Consider the following 21229-nt stretch of genomic DNA (forward strand, 5'->3'; position numbering starts at 1 on the left):
TGGGCAGGTTGCCTACGTGTTACTCACCCGTCCGCCGCTAGGTTATGTAGAAGCAAGCTTCTACATAACCCCGCTCGACTTGCATGTATTAGGCACGCCGCCAGCGTTCGTCCTGAGCCAGGATCAAACTCTCCATTAAAGACCAACCGAAGTTGGTTTATAGAAAGAGCGATAAGCTCATTTTGAAACTGACGAGATAAAATATCTCTTGTTTGATTTTGCGAACAAAATCATTTTACTCACTCGTTGTTCAGTTTTCAAAGATCAAACATCCATTGTCTGCCTCGGCGTTTTGTTCAACCCCTCAGCAACTTTTATATCATATCATATTCCCTAGAGTTATGTCAACACTTTTTTTTCAAAAGTGTTTTTCGCTCTTCTTGATAACACTTGAAGCGACAAGGAATAATATATCATACTTTTCTTACAGTATGCAACTCTTTTTTCAAAATACTTAGTTAAGTAACAATACACTCAATATAAAGCTCTCTTTGCAGCATTAAGTTAATAATTTCCCCATCTACTTGAATCAACGGACGAGTCGGATGATCTCGATCAGCAAATATAATTTCCCCTGTACGGTTATCATTGAGGCGCACCTTGGTTCCATTATTGAATTGGGTTAACTTATGAATAAAAACTTGTACAACACTTGGGTCCAGCTTTCCAAATGATTCTGACTTGATTTGCTCTAGAACCAGATACGGTGATTGGGCAGGCCGGTATGTTTTCTCTAGAGTCATGGCATGGAATACATCAGCCACTCCAACAATTTTAGCGTAGATGTGGATTTGTTCACCTTTAAGACGCAGTGGATATCCAGTACCGTCCACTTTCTCATGATGCTGAAGAGCTGCCAAACGCACACCTTCGTTAATAGCTTTCACATTTTTAAGCAACTGGTATCCTAGTGATGTATGACTACGTATTTCTTCTTGCTCTTCCCACGTTAGTTTGGAGGGCTTGTACAGAATGGCCGGGTCCATTTTAGCGTTCCCTATGTCATGAAGCAATCCAGCAAAAGCCACCTGCATCCAATCCTTTTGAGGTAATCCGATCCATTGTGCAATGGAGTAGGAAGTAAGGGAGGTTAGCACGGCGTTGTGAAAAATATAGTCCACTTCGATCATGGCGGGCGGAGTATAGGTCATTACATTATAGCGCTGAATATGCACCAGTAAGGACTCCAATTGTCCTCGCAGTTCATATATAGATAAATTAGAGACGAGTACCGATTGAAATGCGTTCTTAACGAGCATCACCATTTTGTCATACTCATCCTGAAATTGTTCAGATTCATCTCGTCCATCTAACGAAGGTCCTTGCGATTCAGATATTCCAGATCGAACAGTCGTAGACTCGCTACTGGATTTTGTAAGATCATCCGTCCCTACCTCAACTTGCTGAATCAGGAACGCCTGTAAAATCTCCAAGTCACGTGGTAGCAGAATGCGCCCTTTCGGTAGCAGCAAGCTGCCCATTTCTGTAAATACATCGCTTTGCAATCTAAGTCCTGCTTTTAATTCGGATACGGGTACAGTTGTCATGGTCAACCTCTCTGTTCTCACAACAGCTGCTCCAGCTGCCAGTTATGATGTCATTATATTACTTGGGATTGATCCTGTACATTCATTTTATGCCATTTAAAGCATACTTGTCTGAATTCGTTAGCGAGAAAAAGAAAGACTCCCCGACCAAATAGTCAGAGAGTCTCTTCCATCTAAAATTTAGTAACTACTGTTGTTCCATATTCAGGCTCTTATTCGCCCTCAGAAGATTCTGGGTCGTTACCTTCCGCACCTTCTGTATTCGTTTCGAGAGTTGGTTCAACAGATGATAGAGATGAGCCCTCTCCAGCTTCCCCACCCTCTAATAATTCTTCAAGCAGTTCATCCTGCTCCTCATTCTTGTTCGCTCGACAAACCGTTGCAACCGAATCATCATCGCGAATATTAATCAATCTTACCCCTTGTGTATTCCGACCCATCGTGGAGATTTCCCCCATGCTGGTCCGAATCAAGGTGCCACTAGCTGTAATAATCATCAGATCCTCTTCGGTTTTTACAACCTTGAGACCGACAACTGGACCATTTTTTTCCGTAACATTAATCGTTTTGATCCCCTTACCTCCACGGCTTTGGATACGATAATCCATAACAGGGGTACGCTTGCCATAACCTTTGGCCGTTACAATCAGGATATCCAGGCTGGTATCCACGATGTCCATACCAATTACAGCATCACTCTCATCAAGGTTGATCCCTTTAACCCCTGTAGCGCTACGGCCCATAGACCGTACATCACTTTCAGGGAAACGGATAGACATGCCTTGTGCTGTACCAATAATCATTTCCTGCTGTCCGTCCGTCAGCTTCACTTCGATCAGGGCGTCATCTTCACGCAAGTTAATGGCAATCAAGCCACCTTTGCGGATATTTGCATAGTCGTCAAGCGGTGTCTTCTTAATAATCCCATGCTGAGTCGCAAAGAAAAGATAGCTATCCTCCACAAATTCCTCGATTGGAATTACCGCATTGATCGACTCACCCTGTTCAATCTGAATCAGGTTAATAATCGGTGTTCCCCGGGCTGTCCGGCTTAGATCAGGAATCTCATAGGCCTTAATTCGATATACCTTACCCTTGTCGGTAAAGAATAACAAATGATGATGTGAATTCGTAATGAACAGATGCTCTACGAAATCCTCATCTTTGGTATCCATACCAACTACACCACGACCACCGCGTTTTTGACTGCGATAGGTGGTAACAGGAAGGCGTTTGATATATCCCGTATGGGTTACAGTAATAATAACATCTTCACGCGGAATGAGATCCTCATCCAGAATACTCTCTTCACCCACTGTAATTTCAGTGCGACGTTCATCAGCGAAACGCCCTTTAAGTTCATTCAGCTCTTCGCTAATGATGTTGAGTACCAGATGCTCGTTCGCCAAAATCTCACGGTATTCCGCAATCTTTTGTATTAGCTCGTTATATTCGTTCTCAATCTTCTCACGTTCCAAACCGGTTAAACGTTGCAGACGCATATCGAGAATAGCCTGAGACTGCTCAAGAGTGAGCGAGAAACGCTCAATCAGTCCTTCACGAGCTGCTTCTGCAGTTTGGGAAGAACGAATCAAGGCAATAACTTCGTCCAGATGGTCAAGAGCAATGCGCAAGCCTTCCAGAATGTGTGCTCTAGCTTCGGCCTTTTTCAGATCAAATTCTGTCCGGCGACGAATAACTTCGACCTGATGTTTGAGATAATGATACAAGACATCCTTCAGGTTTAGAATCTTCGGTTCGTTGTTTACAATGGCAAGCATATTAATACCGAAATTCGACTGCATAGCTGTATGTTTAAACAAATTATTCAGAACGACATTCGGGTTCACATCTCTACGCAACTCAATAACGACACGCATACCCGTACGGTCCGATTCATCACGAAGATCCGTAATGCCTTCAATACGTTTGTCACGTACTAATTCGGCAATTTTCTCAACAAGGCGAGCCTTATTCACTTGGTAAGGCAGCTCATGCACGATAATCCGTGCTTTATTGCCGATCTCTTCTATGGTGGTCTTTGCACGCATGGTCACAGATCCGCGGCCCGTCTGGTACGCCTGACGAATACCAGAGCGTCCTAAAATATAACCTGCTGTCGGGAAATCCGGTCCTTGAATATAATCCATAAGTTCCATCGGCGTAATGTCAGGGTTTTCGATCAGTGCTTGTACACCATCGATAACCTCTCCCAAGTTATGCGGAGGAATATTGGTAGCCATCCCGACTGCAATCCCGCCGACCCCATTCACCAGCAAGTTAGGATAACGTGCTGGTAATACGACAGGCTCGCTCTCTTCACCATCGTAGTTCGGCATAAAATCAACGGTCTCTTTGTTCAAATCACGTAGCATTTCCATGGCAATCTTGGACAACCGTGCTTCGGTGTAACGCATCGCAGCGGCCATATCTCCATCCACGGAGCCAAAGTTACCGTGTCCATCCACCAACATGTAACGCAAGGAAAAATCCTGCGCCATCCGCACCATCGTATCATATACAGCCGTATCACCATGAGGGTGATATTTACCGATAACTTCGCCGACGATTCTTGCCGATTTTTTGTAAGGCTTATCTGGCGACATGCCTAGCTCGGACATCGCATACAAAATACGACGGTGTACCGGCTTCAGTCCGTCCCGCACATCAGGCAAGGCACGGCTAACAATAATACTCATGGCATAATCCATAAAGGATTCGCGCATTTCCACTCCGATATCCCTATTGATGATTTGCGAGTTATTTTGATCCGCCATGCTGGTCCTCCTTCTTATCCTTCAATACAATGCTCTCTATGTGAAAAGCCTAACAAGATACTGCCTATACACTCCGCTCTCTGCGCAGGATTTTGGCTGAAATCCTCATCTGTATAATTATATTACTTTCACAAAAAGAGCACAATTAAACGCATCTGTCCTCTTTACAGCGTAAATCCCTCGTCATTCTCTTTCTGCCTGTAGCAGATCGCTATTCTCTTGTACAACTCACAAGCCCTGATTATAACAAATTCCCCAGAGCTGGGGATTAGCCCCCACCATAAGGGCCTTTTCCACATACAATACGTATACGGTCAGGGTTCAATTAGCAAAATTCCGAAAAACGCCGTATTTCTCTATTATATCATTGTTTTACGCGCTTGTCCTTTAGTTTCCCTTGTTTTGTTAAAGTGTTGCGGATTCCAAGTACATGACTCATATTTCGAAAAGAAAGGGATGAGATTACTTGTCTATTCAACGAGTATCCAGTAAGTGGACCAAAACAAATGCCATTCTCCCCAATCCGACATTGGCTGCTTATGTACCGGAAACACGGTTGTACACATTTGATCACTTAAACGAAATGTTGGCCGTGTATGGTACTGTCTATATTAAGCCGGATAACGGTACTTATGGAAAAGGGGTTATGCGGGCAGAGAGGCTGACAGAGCCGCTCCCGCCGACAGAAGAAGGAATCATCGAAGAGAGAACTTGGTATGTGCTTCGCTATGAAGTAGACATTTTCACCTTCGAAAGTCTAGAAGATCTGCACAGAGTGGTTTCTTCCCGCATACGAAAACGTCCATATCTGATCCAACGTGGAATTCCACTTCTTCAGCATGAAGAACGCCCCTTCGATCTGAGGGTATTAACCCAGATGAACTTGAGACACCAATGGGAAACAACACTTATTGTAGGACGCGTAGCTGCTCCTGACAAAGTCGTCACCAATCATCACAGCGGTGGGACAACACGCTTTTTCAATGAGCTGGTCGCTCCATATATGGATGTAAAGGAAGCTGTACGACTGGAGCAAAAATTATCGAAAATGGGCGAACGGGTAGCCTGGCAGTTGCAAAAAAAATACCCACGTTTAAGGGAAATCGGATTAGATGTGGGACTGGATCAGCAAAATTATCCGTGGATTCTTGAGGTTAATACGAGACCAGCAATCAAGGTATTCTCTTCCCTTCCAAACAAAAGCCTCTATCATAAAATATTCAGATATGCAGTAGGCTACGGCCGATACTCTCCGTCGACAGGTAAACCCGTGCGCTCTAAGAAAAAAGCCTAAAACAATGAGATTAGATATTCAAATACACCCGGGCTGGTTAATGACAAGAAAAGGGACGCCCATTTGGGCGCCCCTCGTGAACTCTTACAAAATACTACCTAATGAGCATGTAATACAGCCACTAGGAAGGAACGTTACACATTAGAAATCAAGATTTTTCACGTACTTTGCATGCTCTTGGATAAAGTCACGACGAGGTTCTACATTATCACCCATCAAGGTGTTGAACAGTGTATCAGCCAGCATCGCGTCACTGACAGTTACCTGAAGCATAGTACGACTCTCAGGGTCCATCGTAGTTTCCCAAAGTTGGGTCGCATTCATCTCACCCAAACCTTTATAGCGCTGTACATTGTACTTCGCGTTTTCTCCAAATTCCCTGATGATCTCATCACGTTCCGCCTCGGAGTTCGCATAACGTACAACTTTGTTACGCTCTACTTTGAATAATGGTGGTTGAGCAATATAAATATAGCCTGCATCAATGATTTTACGCATGTACCGATAGAAGAACGTCAGCAACAACGTACGAATATGGGCGCCGTCGACATCCGCATCTGTCATGATGATGACCTTGTGATAACGGGCTTTGGCGATGTCAAAGTCGTCTCCGATCCCTGTACCCATTGCTGTTACCATCGACCGGATTTCATCACTGGACAAAATACGGTCCAAGCGTGCCTTTTCAACATTCAGGATTTTACCACGAATCGGCAAAATAGCTTGAAAGTGACGATCACGCCCCTGCTTGGCTGATCCCCCTGCGGAGTCACCTTCGACAATGTACAGTTCACTAATCGAAGCATCCTTAGAGGAGCAATCCGCCAACTTGCCTGGGAGCGAACTGATTTCCAGCGCACTTTTGCGACGTGTAAGCTCACGCGCTTTACGCGCTGCTTCCCGGGCACGTGCTGCTTGTAATGATTTATCTACCACGCGGCGGGAAACAGACGGATTTTCCTCTAGGAACTCCTGGAGTTTCTCTGCGAATAAGGATTCGACAATCCCTCGCACCTCACTGTTACCCAGCTTTGTCTTGGTCTGACCCTCAAACTGTGGTTCTGGAATTTTGACGGAGATAATTGCCGTCAATCCTTCACGCACATCGTCACCGGTCAGGTTGGCATTGTTGTCTTTAATCAAGCCATTTTTACGTGCATAATCGTTTATAATCCGGGTTAATGCACTCTTGAAACCTGATTCGTGAGTTCCGCCCTCATGGGTGTTGATGTTGTTGGCAAAAGAATAAATATTTTCGGTATAGCTGTCGTTATATTGCAATGCAACTTCGACTTGAATCATATCCCGCGAGCCTTCGACATAAATCGGCTGTTCATGTAGCGCTTCTCTTTTTTGATTCAAGAATTGCACATATTCACTGATTCCGCCCTCGTAATGGAATGTATCGCTAGCTCCCGTCCGTTCGTCAGTCAAGCTGATTGCAATGCCTTTATTCAGGAAAGCCAACTCACGAATCCGCGTTTGGAGCGTATCATAATCATATACGGTCGTTTCTGTAAAGATTTGATCGTCCGGATAGAAGGTCGTTTGGGTACCCGTCTCGTCTGTATCACCGATGACTCTGACATCATACTGCGGAGCACCACGGTGATATTCCTGCTCATACAGATGTCCGTCTCGTTTAACATGAACAATCATTTTGCTGGAGAGAGCGTTCACTACCGATACCCCAACCCCGTGCAGACCACCGGATACCTTGTACCCTCCGCCTCCGAATTTACCGCCTGCGTGAAGTACAGTCATAACGACTTCCAGCGCAGATTTTTTCATTTTGGCGTGTTCGCTTACTGGAATACCACGTCCATTATCTGTAACGGTAACGCTGTTATCTTCGTGAACCACAACTTGAATGCTGTCACAATAACCCGCCAGCGCTTCGTCAATGCTGTTGTCCACAACTTCCCAGACCAGATGATGGAGACCTTTGGCGCTTGTGGAGCCAATATACATCCCGGGACGTTTCCGAACCGCCTCCAGGCCCTCAAGGACCTGAATCTCGCCCGCATCATAAGACGGTTGATTCATAGACATGCCTTTCACCTACTTCTATAGATTCTATGGTTAAGCATTGGCAACAAACTGGTTTGCCCGCTTTTTGAGTGTTGTTGAGGAGATGGGGGAATAATACACCGTATTCTGAGTAACTACGATGGACTTGGCTTCCTCTTCGCCAATCATCTCGACATGCTTTTGCTGTTGGGCATGGTTCACGTATTGCTTGGAGATTTTAGAGGATTTTTCAATCGAGATATCGAAAATAGCCACAAGCTCTGACGAGCGGATGATTTTTTCTCCACCCAGATGAATATACATAGCGGTCACTCACTCCTTAGTGTTCCACATGCCCGTCGTGGACGTGATAAATATTGGCATCCTTGAGTCGTTCTGCGTTCAAAGTCTCAACCCCGGTTGCCGTGATAAAGGTCTGTACTTTGCTTTGGAAGGTCTCGATCAGCTGGGTTTGACGATAGGGATCCAGCTCGGACAAAACATCATCCAGCAGCAAGACAGGATATTCACCAATTTCCTCATGAATTAACTCAATTTCGGCCAACTTCAAGGACAGGGCCGTCGTCCGCTGCTGCCCCTGAGAGCCATACGTATGCACTTCTCTGCCGTTAATGGCAAAGGCCAAATCATCACGATGGGGTCCCGCCAAAGTCATGCCACGGCGGATTTCCTGTTCCCTCATTTGGGATAACTTTATCATAAATCGCTCCAATAAGACAGCTTCATCTTCTTCCTCTGGCTCACTGAAGGAGGGAACATAGGTTAATTTTAACTCTTCTGTCCCACCTGCGATCCCTTCATGAATGGCCTGAGCCCACTTTTGTAGCTTTGTTATAAATTGTTTCCGCTTTTTAACAATTTTAACACCATGCTCAACAAGTTGCTCATTCCATACCTCCAGCATCAGCTGCACTGATGCCATATCCTTACCCCAAGCCTGCTTGAGCAGGTTGTTTCGCTGAACCAATACTTTCTGATATTGCTGCAAATGATACAGATATCCTGGCGCAACCTGTCCGATTTCCATGTCAAGAAACCGGCGGCGAACCCCCGGTGTTCCTTTCACAATTTCCAGATCCTCAGGTGCAAACATGACCACATTTAACGAACCGATAAAATCGCTCAGTTTTCGCTGCTCCAGTCCGTTGATCTTTGCTTTTTTGCCTTGTGTGGATAACGCGAGATCCAATCTGATTTTCCCGTATTTTTTATCCACATCCGCAGCTAGGTGAGTGGAAGTAGCCCCGAAAGAGATTAACTCCTTGTCGCGGGACGTTCGATGACTTTTGGTTAAAGCCAGTACAAAAATCGCCTCTACCAGATTCGTTTTGCCCTGCGCATTTTGTCCGATCAGCAAATTAACGGGACCAAATTCATTCAGTTCCAGCTGCTCATAGTTCCGGTACTGCTGCAAAACAATGTTGTTCACAAACACATAGGGTCCCCCTTGTTACTCCGTACCTAAAAGGAGTCCTTGCCACCCAGGCGATCATGCTCCTGCTGTAACCTCGAAACTTCCGTTGTCCTCTACTTCTACGGTATCACCTGGGTACAGTTTTCTTCCACGACGTTCTTCCGGTTCACCATTCACACGGACTTGTCCCTCTTGCAGCAGGGCTTTAGCCATGCCTCCTGTGGATACACAATCGGCTAATTTTAAAAATTGATCGAGCTTGATGTATTCGGTCTGTATAGATATTGGTTTCAAGGCTTGTTCATCCTTTCGGTTGTCCTCAGGTGGGTTAACGCTAGACATCAGTTGGTTGTGCGATATGGCAGGATGATATATAGCGCATTGCTGGAATCTGCCGGTTTTAAAATAATGGGACTCATAATGCCGGTAAAAGCAATCGTCAGCTGCTCGCTGTCAATCACCTTCAGCACGTCAAGCATGTATTTGGAGTTGAACGAAATTTTGAGCGGCTCCCCCTCAAATTTGGACACCGTTACTTCCTCACGCACTTTGCCAAGCTCAGAGGAACTAGAGGAAATTTCCAAACCGCCATTTTCCAGCGACTGCATTTTTACGATATTCGTTTTTTCCTCACGGGACAGCAAATAAGCACGGTCAATTGACTCACTTAAACTTTTTGTATCCACAATCAGTTCTGTTTTGTAGGAGGTCGGAATAATTCTAGAAGTATCAGGATAGGTGCCGTCCAAGATGCGGGAATAAAATAGCACCCGATCTACTTTGAATAATACCTGATTGTCCGCTACTACGATATCCACAAGCATATTTTGGTCTGGAATAATTCTGCTCAGCTCATTCAGCGTTTTGCCCGCAATGACAACATTGCTAAAGCGCAAGCCTTCAGACGTCTCCAAATGAGCGCTGCGGGTGGCAAGGCGGTGGCGGTCCGTTGCCACAAACTTCAGTTCCCCCTCAGCCAGATTCCACAACACGCCGGTTAAAATCGGTGTCGTTTCGTGGGTGGAAATGGAGAACACCGTCTGTTTAATCATATTTTTAAGTAAATCTCCTGGCACAGAGATGACTTGATTTTCTTCAATGTTGGGAAGCACCGGGAATTCTTCAGGATCTAAGCCAACAATCTGAATTTCAGTTGCACCGGACGAGATAAAGGTTTGGAATTGGTCTTTTACCTCCATACGAATCTCCTGCGAAGGCAACTTTTTGATAATTTCGACAAAGAATTTGGCAGGCAGCACCACACTACCGGGTTGTTCAACCTGAACGACAGTTTGGTCACCATCCTCCATCGGAATAAAGGATTGAATCGAAATGTCTGTATCGCTGGCGGTCAGCGTTACTCCCTGGTGATTCACATCCAGCTTAATACCACTCAGAATTGGAATCGTAGTTCGACTTGATATCGCTTTGGATACATGTTGTATAGCCTCGTTCAAAACGTTTTTCAGAATGCTGATCTTCATAAGTTCCTCCTACGGGTTTTAATCCTTCAAGCACGCGTTGACGCGGGCCTTATTTAGGTGATGTATATCTTTAAAATATATTAGTAATAGTAATAGGCGCACTGAATATGTGGATAAGTCACTGTAACCCTAATAAAATCAAGCCTATCCACATGTGTATAAATTGTGTATAGGCTCTGAACTTGTTCAGGTTGGATTTTTGATTTTTTCTATTAGGTTGTTGATAACTTTAAACAGATCCTGATCCACTTGAATGGATTTGGAGATTTTTTCGTGCGCATGAATGACAGTCGTATGATCACGCCCACCGAAAGCTTCACCGATTTTTGGCAAAGAATAATCGGTTAACTCACGAGACAGGTACATGGCAATCTGTCGTGGAAAAGCTACAGCCTTCGTCCGTTTACGCGCTTTAAAATCCTCCAGCCGTAAATTGTAAAATTCCCCGACTTGGTGCTGTATATCCTGGATCGTGATCATTTTTGGTCGACTGGACGGGATAATATCCTTCAGCGCCTCAGCCGCGAGATGACTTGATACATCCTGATTGGTTAAGGAGGAATAAGCGACAACGCGAATAAGCGCCCCTTCTAGCTCACGGATGTTTGTATCGATTTGATTAGCGATATACATCATGGCTTCATTGGGAATATCCAAGTTTTCTGCCCGCGCCTTTTTACGAAGAATAGCAATTCTCGTTTCCAGATCCGGCGGTTGGATATCCGTTATGAGTCCCCACTCGAAGCGAGAGCGTAGCCGTTCTTCCAGCGTTGGAATCTCTTTAGGTGGCCGATCGCTTGAGATTATAATCTGCTTGCGTTCCTCATGAAGCGCGTTGAACGTGTGGAAAAATTCCTCCTGCGTCGATTCCTTACCCGCAATGAATTGAATATCGTCAATGAGCAGAATATCAATGTTGCGATATTTATTCCGAAAACTTTCCCCGCGGTTGTCCCGGATAGCATTAATGAATTCATTCGTAAACTTCTCCGACGATAAATAAACGACCTTGCTGGCCGGATTGTGCTCCAAAATATAGTGTCCGATAGCGTGCATCAGATGCGTTTTTCCCAGCCCTACACCACCGTATAAAAACAGCGGATTGTAAGCTTTGGCCGGCGCCTCGGCGACGGCCAGCGATGCCGCATGGGCAAAACGGTTCCCCGATCCGATGACGAATGTATCGAATGTATATTTGGGATTCAGCATATGGGACACAGCTTCTTCATGAACGACCGGCTGCTGCTGAGGTTGTTGCTGAAGGTCGACCTCGGCGGGCTTGTTCTCTTCAATAACGAACTTGACCTCTAGCTGTTTGCCCAAAATCTCATAAACCGTTGCTCCGACTAGCTTGGTATAGCGGCTTTCAAGCCATTCCACGGCAAAAGTTGTCGGTGCAGAAATCACAATGGAGTGGTCATTTAGTTTCGCTGCCTTGGTAGCCTTAAACCAAGTGTCGTAACTCGGCTTACTCAGCTTGGTTTGTATGATGGATAGAATTTGCTGCCATAGTTCAGAGGTATGGCTGTCCACAGACGTCACTCCTTTTAAATCCTGACATTTTACCGAATTAAGCTGCAGAGAGCTGCTCTCGGCGCTTCGGCAAAACGCCTAAAATCACAAAAATGTTGTTGAAGGCCATAAAAAGACATACCGCCGCCTAAAACATGCGGCAGTGTGGTGAGAGAACGCAGCACAAAATGACCCTGAAAAATAGCTAATGGAAATTCCGCTGCTGACCAGCAGAAGAAAGGCGATATTTCTCAGGAGGGAATGTGCGGCACGATCCGTTCTCTTGATCCCGCAGGCCAAAACGGGACTGCAATATGTCGAAATCAAATGAAAAATGTAGAATATATCCCCAGAATCCCGAATCCGCACAAAAATAAAAAGATGGATAAATTGAACTTGTTCACAACTTTATCCACAGGGTGTTGATAATATGGAGGGTAAAACAACATATTCACATTCAAAAGTAATATCATCATAGCAAAAGAAGCCTTGTATTTCAATGACTCGTGGTTATTTATCCACAAATTCAATCTGTTGTGTACAATTTTTATTCACAACACAAGATATTGTTTATAATTTGTTCAGTTTTCGACAATAACTCTTTTTCGCTCTAAAATGTTATGCACAGGTTATGACCATTTAAATCACAATTCAGTTCTTTTTGTGAATCTGTGTATAATTGCCGTTGCCTTTTGGTCACAGAGGCTTATTTTTCTGTTGAAAATTTCCGGTAACGTTTCCGACAATATTTTTGAACGAACCTGATAACGTCGATCTGAAAATAGGATGGATTCAAGTTACAGAATGAATAAATGTAAAAAGGACAGTTTTGGAGGAGTGAAAACTACAAATAGAATGCTGATAATGGAGGAAAGACGAAAGGAATTTTATGAAATAAGGGAATAAAAGAGTGAAGTGAGTCAGCGGGGTAAAGAGGAGGAGGCTTCCTGAAGGGGAAAAAGAGGAAGAGGGTTTATAAGTACATTGACTTTGACCGCTATTTGTGGTTAAATGTACAAAGGTGTTTTTTGTGGAGATTGCTATGTTAGGTATATTCCATATAAAACGTATTCCTTGTAAGGAGGTGCAGCACAATGAGACCGACTTTCAGACCGAATGTCAGCAAACGTAAAAAAGTTCACGGCTTCCGTAAAAGAATGAGCACGAAGAATGGCCGTAAAGTTTTGGCAGCTCGTCGCCAAAAAGGTAGAAAAGTATTGAGTGCGTAATGCGTGCATAAAGACCACTACGGTGGTCTTTTTTTTCATAATTGAGGTATTCAGGGATGCGATCCCTTCTTCTTTTGTTGTAAAAATGTAGTGAAAGAAGAGGGAGAAGCCCAGCATCCTGTCCTATATTAGATGAAGCTTTTGAAAACGGATATAAAATAAGCGAGATTACCATGTTGGAATGTTGTCCATACTTCTTACTATATAAAAGGTAAAGGTTAGCTTACCGACATGTGTAAAAGAGATGAGCAAGGAGAAGCGCCGTGCAAAAAAAATTGCGTCTACGAAACCGGGCGGACTTTGGGCGCGTATACCGCCATGGCAAATCTTTTGCCAACCATCAGTTTGTGGTGTACTGGTTCCGCCGCAGAGAGGTAGAGCAGTTCCGCGTCGGAATTTCGGCCAGCAAGAAGATCGGCAATGCAGTAGTTCGCAACCGGATGCGCAGAATCGTTAAGGAAATTGTGCGCCATCATGAGCATGAATTGGTGGAGCAGATTGATCTGATTTTTATCGTTCGTAAGGGTGCAGTTACTAAGTCGTATCAAGAGCTGGAGAAAAGCGTGCTGCACGTTCTACGCAAAGCCTCGCTGCTCAAGTCTTCACGCCGATAGTCAGTATCTTTGTCCTACAGGATATGGTATGATTTACGTTGGAATGGATTGGTTAAGAAAGGGGTTATGAAGTGTCGCGTTTGAAGACTCAACGGGGAAAATGGTTCCTCCTGATTGCCTTATTGGCACTTGTTGCTGTGCTGTCCGGATGTGCCCAGACGGCCCACAATTCTTACACGACGGCAGACTTGGCCAATGGATCAGTTTGGCAAAGATATGTCGTTTACTGGTTTTCGTATGCGCTAGATACATTTGCCCAATGGTTCTCTGGAGAGTATGGCCTGGCCGTACTGGTTCTGGTGATTATCGTGCGAACCATTATTTTGCCGCTTACACTCAAGCAAGTACGTAGTTCCAAAGCTATGCAGGCCATTCAGCCGCAATTAAAAGAAATTCAAGCGAAGTACAAGGATACGCCTGAGAAAGTCCAGCAAGAGACGATGAAGTTGTTCCAGGAAAACAAGGTCAACCCGATGGCTGGCTGTCTTCCTTTGGTAGTACAGATGCCCATTTTCATCGCGCTTTATAATGCCATTTATTATAACTCGGCATTGCGGGATCATGACTTCTTGTGGCTCCAGTTAGGTAAGCCGGATCACTTGTTTATCTTGCCGATTTTGGCGGCGATTACGACATTTGTCCAAACTTGGATGATGATGAAAATGAATCCGACGCCGCAGCAAGGACCGATGCAATTTTTGCTGTACGTCTATCCGGTGCTGATTCTGTTCATGTCGTACAACTTCCCATCCGCTTTGCCGTTATACTGGTTCTACAGTAATATTTACACGATCATTCAAAACTATTTCCTTTATCGGAATAAGGATAAAGAAGCAGCACTGGCAAATGTGAAAACAGCCAGTCTCGCGAAAACGGGTTCCTCCAATAGTAAGAAAAAAGGCGGCAAAAACACGAAGGGGGCTAAAAAGTCGAGATGACCAAAGTCGTGACATCAGGAAAAACCGTTGAAGATGCTGTAAGACAAGGACTCTCCCAACTGGGAGTAAGCCGTGAACGGGTAACCGTAAGCGTGTTGGAACAGCCGTCAAAAGGATTCCTGGGGTGGCTCGGGGTCAAGAAGGCGAAGGTGGAGCTTACGCTGCTCTCTGAGCCGTCTCCTGAAACCACACACGCGGCTGAATTTCATATATCGGCTCAAGCACCTTCTAGCGTGGGACAGGCTTTATCAGAAGAAACTGGGCCTGTTGCACAGGAAGCACAGATGAACACAGAAGCACCTTCGGGACATGTAGATCCTTATGAAGAGGCGGTGCGTTTCATCCGTGAAACAGCAACAGGAATGGGATTGGACGTTAAAGTTGATGTCCGCCACCGCAAGGATGAAAGTACACTGGATATCTCCGGTCCGTCGCTCGGTATGTTGATCGGCCGCAGAGGACAGACATTGGATGCATTGCAGTACCTGACGAATATCGTTGCCAACCGTCATTCTGACAAATTCATCCGAATTGTGCTGGATGCCGAGCAATTTCGTGCACGTCGGCAAAAAACGCTGGAGGATTTGGCAGATCGGTTGGCGAACCAGGCTATTCGTTATGGCAAGGAAGTGGTGCTGGAGCCAATGCCGTCACAGGAGCGGAAGCTGATTCACGCCAAGCTCCAACAGCATGCGCTGGTTAGAACATACAGCAAGGGGGACGAGCCCAATCGGCGCGTCGTCATTGCTAAAAAATAATCCGACGCAATGGCTCTCTGCAAGATGCAGAAGCCATTGCTTTTTTTCTTATATTTCTCGCTGAAACGGCTGCCGTCCTTGATGAAGGACGGCAATGTCGTTTCTACTTGATAGGAGGTAGAAACTTTATGTTGAGCGATACTATAGCTGCCATTGCAACGGCTGTCGGCGAGGGTGGTATTGCGGTTGTACGGGTCAGCGGGCCAGATGCGGTCACGGAAGTGGAGGCTTTGTTTCGTAGTAAAACGCCTCTAAGCAAAGCTCAAACTCACACGGTACATTATGGACATATTATAGATCCCCAAAGCCAGGAAAAGGTGGAGGAAGTTTTAGTTACAGTAATGCGGGCGCCACGCTCTTTTACGACAGAAGATGTCGTAGAAATCAGCACTCATGGCGGGGTCGTAGCCGTCAAACGGGTGATGGATTTACTATTGCTGCAAAATATACGTCTGGCTGAGCCAGGGGAATTTACGAAACGTGCTTTTCTGAATGGTCGTATTGACCTAAGTCAGGCGGAGGGTGTCATTGACTTAATTCGCTCCAAATCAGATAAAGCTTTTTCGGTGGCTTTGAAGCAGGTAGATGGACAGCTGTCCCAGAATATTCGTCGCTTGCGTCATGTTTTGGTGGAGACACTTGCTCATATTGAAGTGAACATTGATTATCCTGAGCATGATGTTGAATCTTTTACATCTGATTTAATCAAGGATAAAAGCAGTCAGGTCATGATGGAAATTGATCGGCTGCTGCATATGGCGGAGCAGGGAAAGATTTTGCGTGAAGGGTTGACCACAGCGATTGTTGGAAGACCAAATGTGGGGAAATCATCACTGCTGAACACATTGGCTCAGGGCGAGCGGGCCATTGTGACCGATATTCCGGGCACAACCCGTGACGTTATTGAGGAATATGTGACGATTAATAATATTCCACTCAAGTTGCTGGATACAGCTGGGATTCGTGAAACGATGGATGTTGTGGAACGGATTGGAGTAGAACGTTCGAGAACGGCGGTTAGTGAAGCAGATCTGCTACTCATCGTCATTAACGCCAACGAACCACTGCATGAGGATGAAATGGCATTAATGGAACAAATCCGCGGTAGACAAGCGATTGTCATTATGAATAAAATGGACTTACCGGCCCAGGTAGACCGGGATTTGTTGCTGCGTTATGTTCCTGAAGAGCTTATCGTACCGATGTCTGTGAAGGAAAATGAGGGAGCGGACCGACTGGAGCAGGCTATATCCAAGTTATTCTTTAGCGGCAAGCTGGAATCAGCGGATATGACATATGTCAGCAACGTACGGCATATTGCTTTGTTGAAGAAGGCGCGCCAATCGCTGGTAGATGCCTATGAAGCTGCTGATCAATTTGTTCCGATCGACATGATCCAGATTGATGTAAGGCTGGCATGGGAGCATTTGGGTGAGATTGTAGGCGATACTGCGCATGATGCGCTAATAGACCAAATATTTTCACAATTTTGTCTAGGCAAATAGAACATTTAAGCATGGCTGATATAAGCCTGCTATCGTTATAGATATGCAAGAGCATATTCGGCGTGAAGACCGAAATGTATAAGGAGGTAAGAAAGGTATGGGTTACCAAGGAGGCGACTATGACGTGATTGTCGTAGGCGCGGGCCATGCAGGTGTAGAATCGGCCTTGGCAGCAGCACGGATGGGCTGTCGCACGTTGATGATCACAATTAACCTGGATATGGTCGCGTTCATGCCCTGCAACCCGTCTATTGGCGGTCCTGCAAAAGGACATGTGGTGCGAGAAATTGATGCACTGGGCGGCGAAATGGGTCGGAATATAGACAAGACATTTATCCAAATGAGAATGTTAAATACTGGTAAAGGTCCGGCGGTTCATGCATTGCGTGCACAAGCAGACAAGTTCTCTTATCAGCATGCGATGAAGGAAACGATGGAAAAGGAACCGAATTTGACTTTACGCCAAGGTATGGTTGAAGAACTGATTATGGAAGATGGTCATTGCGTAGGTGTAATCACGAAGACGGGCACAGAGTATCGAAGTAAAGCAGTTGTCCTGACCACAGGCACTTATCTGCGCGGGAAAATCATTATGGGCGAGCTAATGTATGAGAGTGGTCCGAACAATCAACAGCCTTCGTTGAGATTGTCTGAGCATTTGAGAGAGCTGGGTTTTGATCTGGTTCGATTTAAGACAGGAACGCCACCACGTGTGCATAAGGACACGATTGATTTTAGCAAAACGGAAATACAACCGGGTGATGATCAACCGAAGTTCTTTTCCTATGAAACGAAGTCTTCGGATAATGAACAGCTTCCTTGCTGGCTGACATATACTTCAGTAGAAACACATCAGATTATTAATGATAATTTGCACCGTGCGCCTATGTTCTCTGGTCTGATTGAAGGAACGGGACCACGATATTGCCCATCTATTGAAGATAAAGTGGTACGCTTCAGTGATAAGCCTAAGCACCAAATCTTTTTGGAGCCTGAAGGTAAAAACACATCTGAATACTATGTTCAGGGCTTGTCGACCAGCTTGCCAGAGGATGTACAATTAGCTGTACTGCGTTCGATTCCGGGGATGGAAAAGGTAGAGATGATGCGTAACGGCTATGCTATTGAATATGATGCAATGGTACCTACGCAGTTATGGCCTACTTTGGAAACGAAGAAAGTCCCAGGCTTGTTCACAGCAGGTCAGATTAACGGTACTTCCGGTTACGAAGAAGCTGCGGGTCAAGGAATTATGGCAGGGATTAACGCAGCTCGTAAGGTGCAGGGCAAAGAGCCTGTCGTATTGGACCGTTCGCAAGGCTACATCGGGGTCCTGATTGACGATCTGGTGACGAAGGGGACGAATGAGCCATACCGCTTGCTGACGTCACGTGCAGAATATCGTCTGTTGTTGCGTCATGATAACGCTGATCTGCGATTGACTCCGATTGGGCATGATATTGGCCTAATTACGGATGAACGATACGAGCGCTTTTTGGATAAAAAGCAAAAGGTAGATCAAGAGATTGAACGCTTGCGCTTGGCGAAGGTTCGTCCAGTTGATATCAATGAGATGCTGGAGCAAGGCGGATCTGCACCGATACAGGATGGCAGTAATTTGTTAACGGTGCTACGTCGACCAGAGATCAGTTATGCGCAAGTAGCACAAATCTCACCTTCACCTATAGCTCTTACGGAGGAAGAACAGGAGCAGGTGGAAATCCAAATTAAGTATGCGGGCTACATTGAAAAGCAATTGATGCATGTGGAGCGTCTGCAAAAGATGGAGAAGAAGAAGCTTCCAGAGGATATTGTATACAATGAAGTTCAAGGACTGGCCATTGAAGCCAAGCAGAAACTTGAAAAGATCCGTCCGATGTCGATTGGTCAGGCATCCCGTATTTCGGGTGTAACCCCTGCGGATATTTCCATTTTGCTGGTTTATCTGGAGCATTATAACCGCGTAACAGCAGCAAGGGGATCATAATGGACGCGATACAACAGCAATTTAAGCAGCGGCTGGCAGAGCATAGTATTGTGATTAATGACAGTCAGTTAGAGCAGTTTGAAGCATATTACCGTGTGCTGGTTGAGTGGAATGAAAAAATGAACCTGACGGGTATTACTGAGCGCGATGCAGTGTACACCAAGCATTTTTATGATTCTCTTTCCCTGGCTTTTTATGTTCCGTTAAAAGATGTGGAAAGCCTGGCCGATATTGGGTCAGGTGCAGGTTTTCCAGGTATTCCTTTGAAAATATGCTTTCCGCAGATTCAGTTGACTATTGTAGATTCGTTGAACAAACGTATACAGTTCTTGGCCCATGTAGTAGAGCAGTTGGGTTTGGAAAATGTTGAACTGGTTCACAGCAGGGCAGAGGAATTGGGGCGTAAACCAGGATACCGTGATAGCTATGATCTAGTGACAGCCAGAGCGGTTGCTCGTCTCGCCGTATTGAATGAATTTTGTTTGCCGTTTGTCCGTGAAGGAGGACACTTTGCCGCGATGAAGGGCAATGATCCTACCGAGGAAATCAAGGAAGCTTCTTACAGTTTGAAAGAGCTAAAGGGAAAAATCAAACATGTTCAGGCCTTCCAGTTACCTGTTGAAGATGCAGCCAGACATATGATTATTATTGAGAAAAGAGCGGCGACACCACGGAAATATCCGCGTAAGCCGGGTACTCCTTTGAAGGCGCCGTTAGTGTAAATGTTTGAAAGAAAGTGAATGTTTCACGTGAAACATTCACTTTTTTTATGGCTGATAGACTCTTTACATAAAAGCCTCTTTGCTAACATGCGTTCTTGTTTACATTTGGGGATCAAAGAGGATGCATAATTTATTCTCTGATCCTTCCGAAAAGCTGGTAGAGACGATAGGATTATGGCTGGAAAAGTGATAGAATAGAGATAATCGTTTTAATGTAAGTTGACTGCTCCTATACCCATGAATTCAGATATACATATAGGGGAGTGGGACAACAAATGTCGGGTGAGTACGTGGAGTGTACCCGCTTACGGCGCTGTTTCATATAGAAGGGTCTACGATCCGCGTAAGGAACTGTTTTTCACGAAGCGCTGTTAGTATGGTGCTATTATGAAATTAGGTGGTATTATACGGAATGAAAGAACAATTTTCCAAGCTATTTGGTTTGACGGAGCGATCTACTGGGGACGAAATAAAACAAATTCCAGTTCGGGATATTGTCAGCAGTCCTTATCAGCCCCGTACCATATTTGACGACGAGAAGATTGATGAGCTATGCCAGACCATTAAGACGCATGGTGTAATTCAACCGATTGTCGTTCGTTTCCGTAATGGGCAATATGAGATTATAGCAGGGGAACGTCGTTGGAGAGCTGTCACCAAGCTGGGTATGGAATCTATTCCAGCTATTGTTCGTGAGTTTAATGATTCACAAGCTGCATCCATCGCGTTGATTGAAAATCTTCAACGGGAAGGGTTAACTGCGATTGAAGAGGCTGTAGCTTACCAAAAGCTGATTGATCTACATCAGCTCACCCAGGAAAGCCTCGCTCAACGACTTGGCAAAAGCCAATCCACTATTGCTAACAAGATACGGCTGCTTCATCTACCGGAGAGAGTGAAAGAGGCTCTAATGGAACGGAAGGTATCCGAGCGTCATGCTCGTGCATTATTGTCATTAGAGACTGAAGAACTACAGTACAAGGTTTTAGATGAAGTCATTGCCAAGGAACTCAATGTGAAGCAGACAGAGGCACGAGTTGCCTTTTATAAACAAGTATCCACTAATAAGAAATCGAAGCGGATTTCCTTTACCAAGGATGTCCGGCTTGCGCTGAATACAATTCGTCAATCCATTGATATGGTGTCTGGCTCAGGCTTGGATATCAAGACCAAGGAATCTGATCATGAGGATCACTATGAGATTGTCATTCAAATTCCCAAACGTAAGTAAGGGATGAAGCGTACAGGCGGCAGCAATTGCCGCTTTTTCTGTCTAACGCCGAATAAAACCGCAGCATACTCAATTCTATTCTGAAATTGCCGTTATCCCTAAGATAAGGACTAAGTAACGTCTCCATAGAGCGTTTTGCAGGTATGGAGTGTAGCAGGATTCCGATTAAATTATGAGGTGAATGAA

Annotated in this window: 17 protein-coding genes and 1 rRNA gene (1 of these 18 cut by a window edge); 9 read left to right on the top strand and 9 right to left on the bottom strand. The window is 45.1% G+C overall.

The window, feature by feature from the left end; all coding sequences use genetic code 11:
* The 3 genes from ACEN8J_RS22280 to gyrA form a co-directional block, all read right to left on the bottom strand.
* A 16S ribosomal RNA gene (locus ACEN8J_RS22280) occupies nt 1–139 on the bottom strand; it reaches 1417 nt to the left of the window's first position.
* A 319-nt stretch (nt 140–458) separates the two neighbouring features.
* Complete coding sequence (locus tag ACEN8J_RS22285; protein ID WP_029518982.1) at nt 459–1547, bottom strand: HD-GYP domain-containing protein; 1089 nt, start codon at nt 1545–1547, stop codon at nt 459–461.
* 212 nt (nt 1548–1759) lie between these two features.
* Entirely contained in the window at nt 1760–4324 is a 2565-nt protein-coding gene (gyrA, locus tag ACEN8J_RS22290) for a DNA gyrase subunit A (protein WP_318627822.1), read from the bottom strand.
* A gap of 466 nt (nt 4325–4790) precedes the next feature.
* Here gyrA and ACEN8J_RS22295 point away from each other — a divergent pair, with 466 nt between their 5' ends.
* The gene (locus ACEN8J_RS22295) at nt 4791–5618 is read left to right on the top strand and encodes a YheC/YheD family protein (protein ID WP_029518980.1); all 828 of its coding nucleotides are present in this window, start codon (nt 4791–4793) and stop codon (nt 5616–5618) included.
* Between the two features lie 141 nt (nt 5619–5759).
* Here ACEN8J_RS22295 and gyrB read toward each other — a convergent pair whose 3' ends face one another.
* From gyrB to dnaA, 6 genes are all read right to left on the bottom strand, one after another.
* Entirely contained in the window at nt 5760–7670 is a 1911-nt protein-coding gene (gyrB, locus tag ACEN8J_RS22300) for a DNA topoisomerase (ATP-hydrolyzing) subunit B (RefSeq protein WP_013308100.1), read from the bottom strand.
* Between the two features lie 30 nt (nt 7671–7700).
* The gene (gene remB / locus ACEN8J_RS22305) at nt 7701–7952 is read right to left on the bottom strand and encodes an extracellular matrix regulator RemB (RefSeq protein ID WP_007433255.1); all 252 of its coding nucleotides are present in this window, start codon (nt 7950–7952) and stop codon (nt 7701–7703) included.
* A gap of 16 nt (nt 7953–7968) precedes the next feature.
* Entirely contained in the window at nt 7969–9084 is a 1116-nt protein-coding gene (gene recF, locus ACEN8J_RS22310; protein WP_013308098.1) for a DNA replication/repair protein RecF, read from the bottom strand.
* A 54-nt stretch (nt 9085–9138) separates the two neighbouring features.
* Nucleotides 9139–9357 carry a S4 domain-containing protein YaaA gene (yaaA, locus tag ACEN8J_RS22315; protein WP_029518979.1) on the bottom strand — a complete coding sequence of 73 codons (219 nt, stop codon included), beginning with the start codon at nt 9355–9357 and terminating at the stop codon, nt 9139–9141.
* Between the two features lie 47 nt (nt 9358–9404).
* The gene (dnaN, locus tag ACEN8J_RS22320) at nt 9405–10547 is read right to left on the bottom strand and encodes a DNA polymerase III subunit beta (RefSeq protein ID WP_029518977.1); all 1143 of its coding nucleotides are present in this window, start codon (nt 10545–10547) and stop codon (nt 9405–9407) included.
* A gap of 186 nt (nt 10548–10733) precedes the next feature.
* The gene (dnaA, locus tag ACEN8J_RS22325) at nt 10734–12080 is read right to left on the bottom strand and encodes a chromosomal replication initiator protein DnaA (protein WP_029518975.1); all 1347 of its coding nucleotides are present in this window, start codon (nt 12078–12080) and stop codon (nt 10734–10736) included.
* A 1073-nt stretch (nt 12081–13153) separates the two neighbouring features.
* Between dnaA and rpmH the strand changes: the two genes are divergently transcribed.
* From rpmH to noc, 8 genes are all read left to right on the top strand, one after another.
* Nucleotides 13154–13288 carry a 50S ribosomal protein L34 gene (gene rpmH, locus ACEN8J_RS22330; RefSeq protein ID WP_007433250.1) on the top strand — a complete coding sequence of 45 codons (135 nt, stop codon included), beginning with the start codon at nt 13154–13156 and terminating at the stop codon, nt 13286–13288.
* A 263-nt stretch (nt 13289–13551) separates the two neighbouring features.
* A complete protein-coding gene (gene rnpA, locus ACEN8J_RS22335; protein ID WP_029518974.1) occupies nt 13552–13902 on the top strand; it encodes a ribonuclease P protein component in 351 nt (116 codons plus the stop codon).
* Nucleotides 13903–13973: 71 nt separating this feature from the next.
* Entirely contained in the window at nt 13974–14840 is an 867-nt protein-coding gene (locus ACEN8J_RS22340) for a YidC/Oxa1 family membrane protein insertase (protein ID WP_029518972.1), read from the top strand.
* Entirely contained in the window at nt 14837–15598 is a 762-nt protein-coding gene (gene jag, locus ACEN8J_RS22345; protein WP_495593982.1) for an RNA-binding cell elongation regulator Jag/EloR, read from the top strand. The genes ACEN8J_RS22340 and jag overlap by 4 nt, the downstream gene beginning before the upstream one ends.
* A 128-nt stretch (nt 15599–15726) precedes the next feature.
* Nucleotides 15727–17103 (top strand): tRNA uridine-5-carboxymethylaminomethyl(34) synthesis GTPase MnmE, encoded by a 1377-nt coding sequence (gene mnmE / locus ACEN8J_RS22350; protein ID WP_165145428.1) that lies wholly within the window; start codon nt 15727–15729, stop codon nt 17101–17103.
* A gap of 97 nt (nt 17104–17200) precedes the next feature.
* Entirely contained in the window at nt 17201–19090 is a 1890-nt protein-coding gene (gene mnmG / locus ACEN8J_RS22355) for a tRNA uridine-5-carboxymethylaminomethyl(34) synthesis enzyme MnmG (protein WP_029518968.1), read from the top strand.
* Nucleotides 19090–19812, top strand: a complete 723-nt coding sequence (gene rsmG, locus ACEN8J_RS22360) for a 16S rRNA (guanine(527)-N(7))-methyltransferase RsmG (protein WP_029518967.1) — start codon at nt 19090–19092, stop codon at nt 19810–19812. The genes mnmG and rsmG overlap by 1 nt, the downstream gene beginning before the upstream one ends.
* A gap of 412 nt (nt 19813–20224) precedes the next feature.
* Nucleotides 20225–21043 (top strand): nucleoid occlusion protein, encoded by an 819-nt coding sequence (gene noc, locus ACEN8J_RS22365; RefSeq protein WP_029518966.1) that lies wholly within the window; start codon nt 20225–20227, stop codon nt 21041–21043.
* Nucleotides 21044–21229 lie beyond the last annotated feature (186 nt).

Source organism: Paenibacillus sp. Paensp38 (assembly GCF_059491915.1).

Bases quoted from the DNA above. Each gene is read 5' to 3' on its own strand.
- ACEN8J_RS22285 (WP_029518982.1), bottom strand. From the start codon at position 1,547: ATGACAACTGTACCCGTATCCGAATTAAAAGCAGGACTTAGATTGCAA.
- gyrA (WP_318627822.1), bottom strand. From the start codon at position 4,324: ATGGCGGATCAAAATAACTCGCAAATCATCAATAGGGATATCGGAGTG.
- gyrB (WP_013308100.1), bottom strand. From the start codon at position 7,670: ATGTCTATGAATCAACCGTCTTATGATGCGGGCGAGATTCAGGTCCTT.
- remB (WP_007433255.1), bottom strand. From the start codon at position 7,952: ATGTATATTCATCTGGGTGGAGAAAAAATCATCCGCTCGTCAGAGCTT.
- dnaN (WP_029518977.1), bottom strand. From the start codon at position 10,547: ATGAAGATCAGCATTCTGAAAAACGTTTTGAACGAGGCTATACAACAT.
- rpmH (WP_007433250.1), top strand. From the start codon at position 13,154: ATGAGACCGACTTTCAGACCGAATGTCAGCAAACGTAAAAAAGTTCAC.
- jag (WP_495593982.1), top strand. From the start codon at position 14,837: ATGACCAAAGTCGTGACATCAGGAAAAACCGTTGAAGATGCTGTAAGA.
- mnmE (WP_165145428.1), top strand. From the start codon at position 15,727: ATGTTGAGCGATACTATAGCTGCCATTGCAACGGCTGTCGGCGAGGGT.
- mnmG (WP_029518968.1), top strand. From the start codon at position 17,201: ATGGGTTACCAAGGAGGCGACTATGACGTGATTGTCGTAGGCGCGGGC.
- rsmG (WP_029518967.1), top strand. From the start codon at position 19,090: ATGGACGCGATACAACAGCAATTTAAGCAGCGGCTGGCAGAGCATAGT.
- noc (WP_029518966.1), top strand. From the start codon at position 20,225: ATGAAAGAACAATTTTCCAAGCTATTTGGTTTGACGGAGCGATCTACT.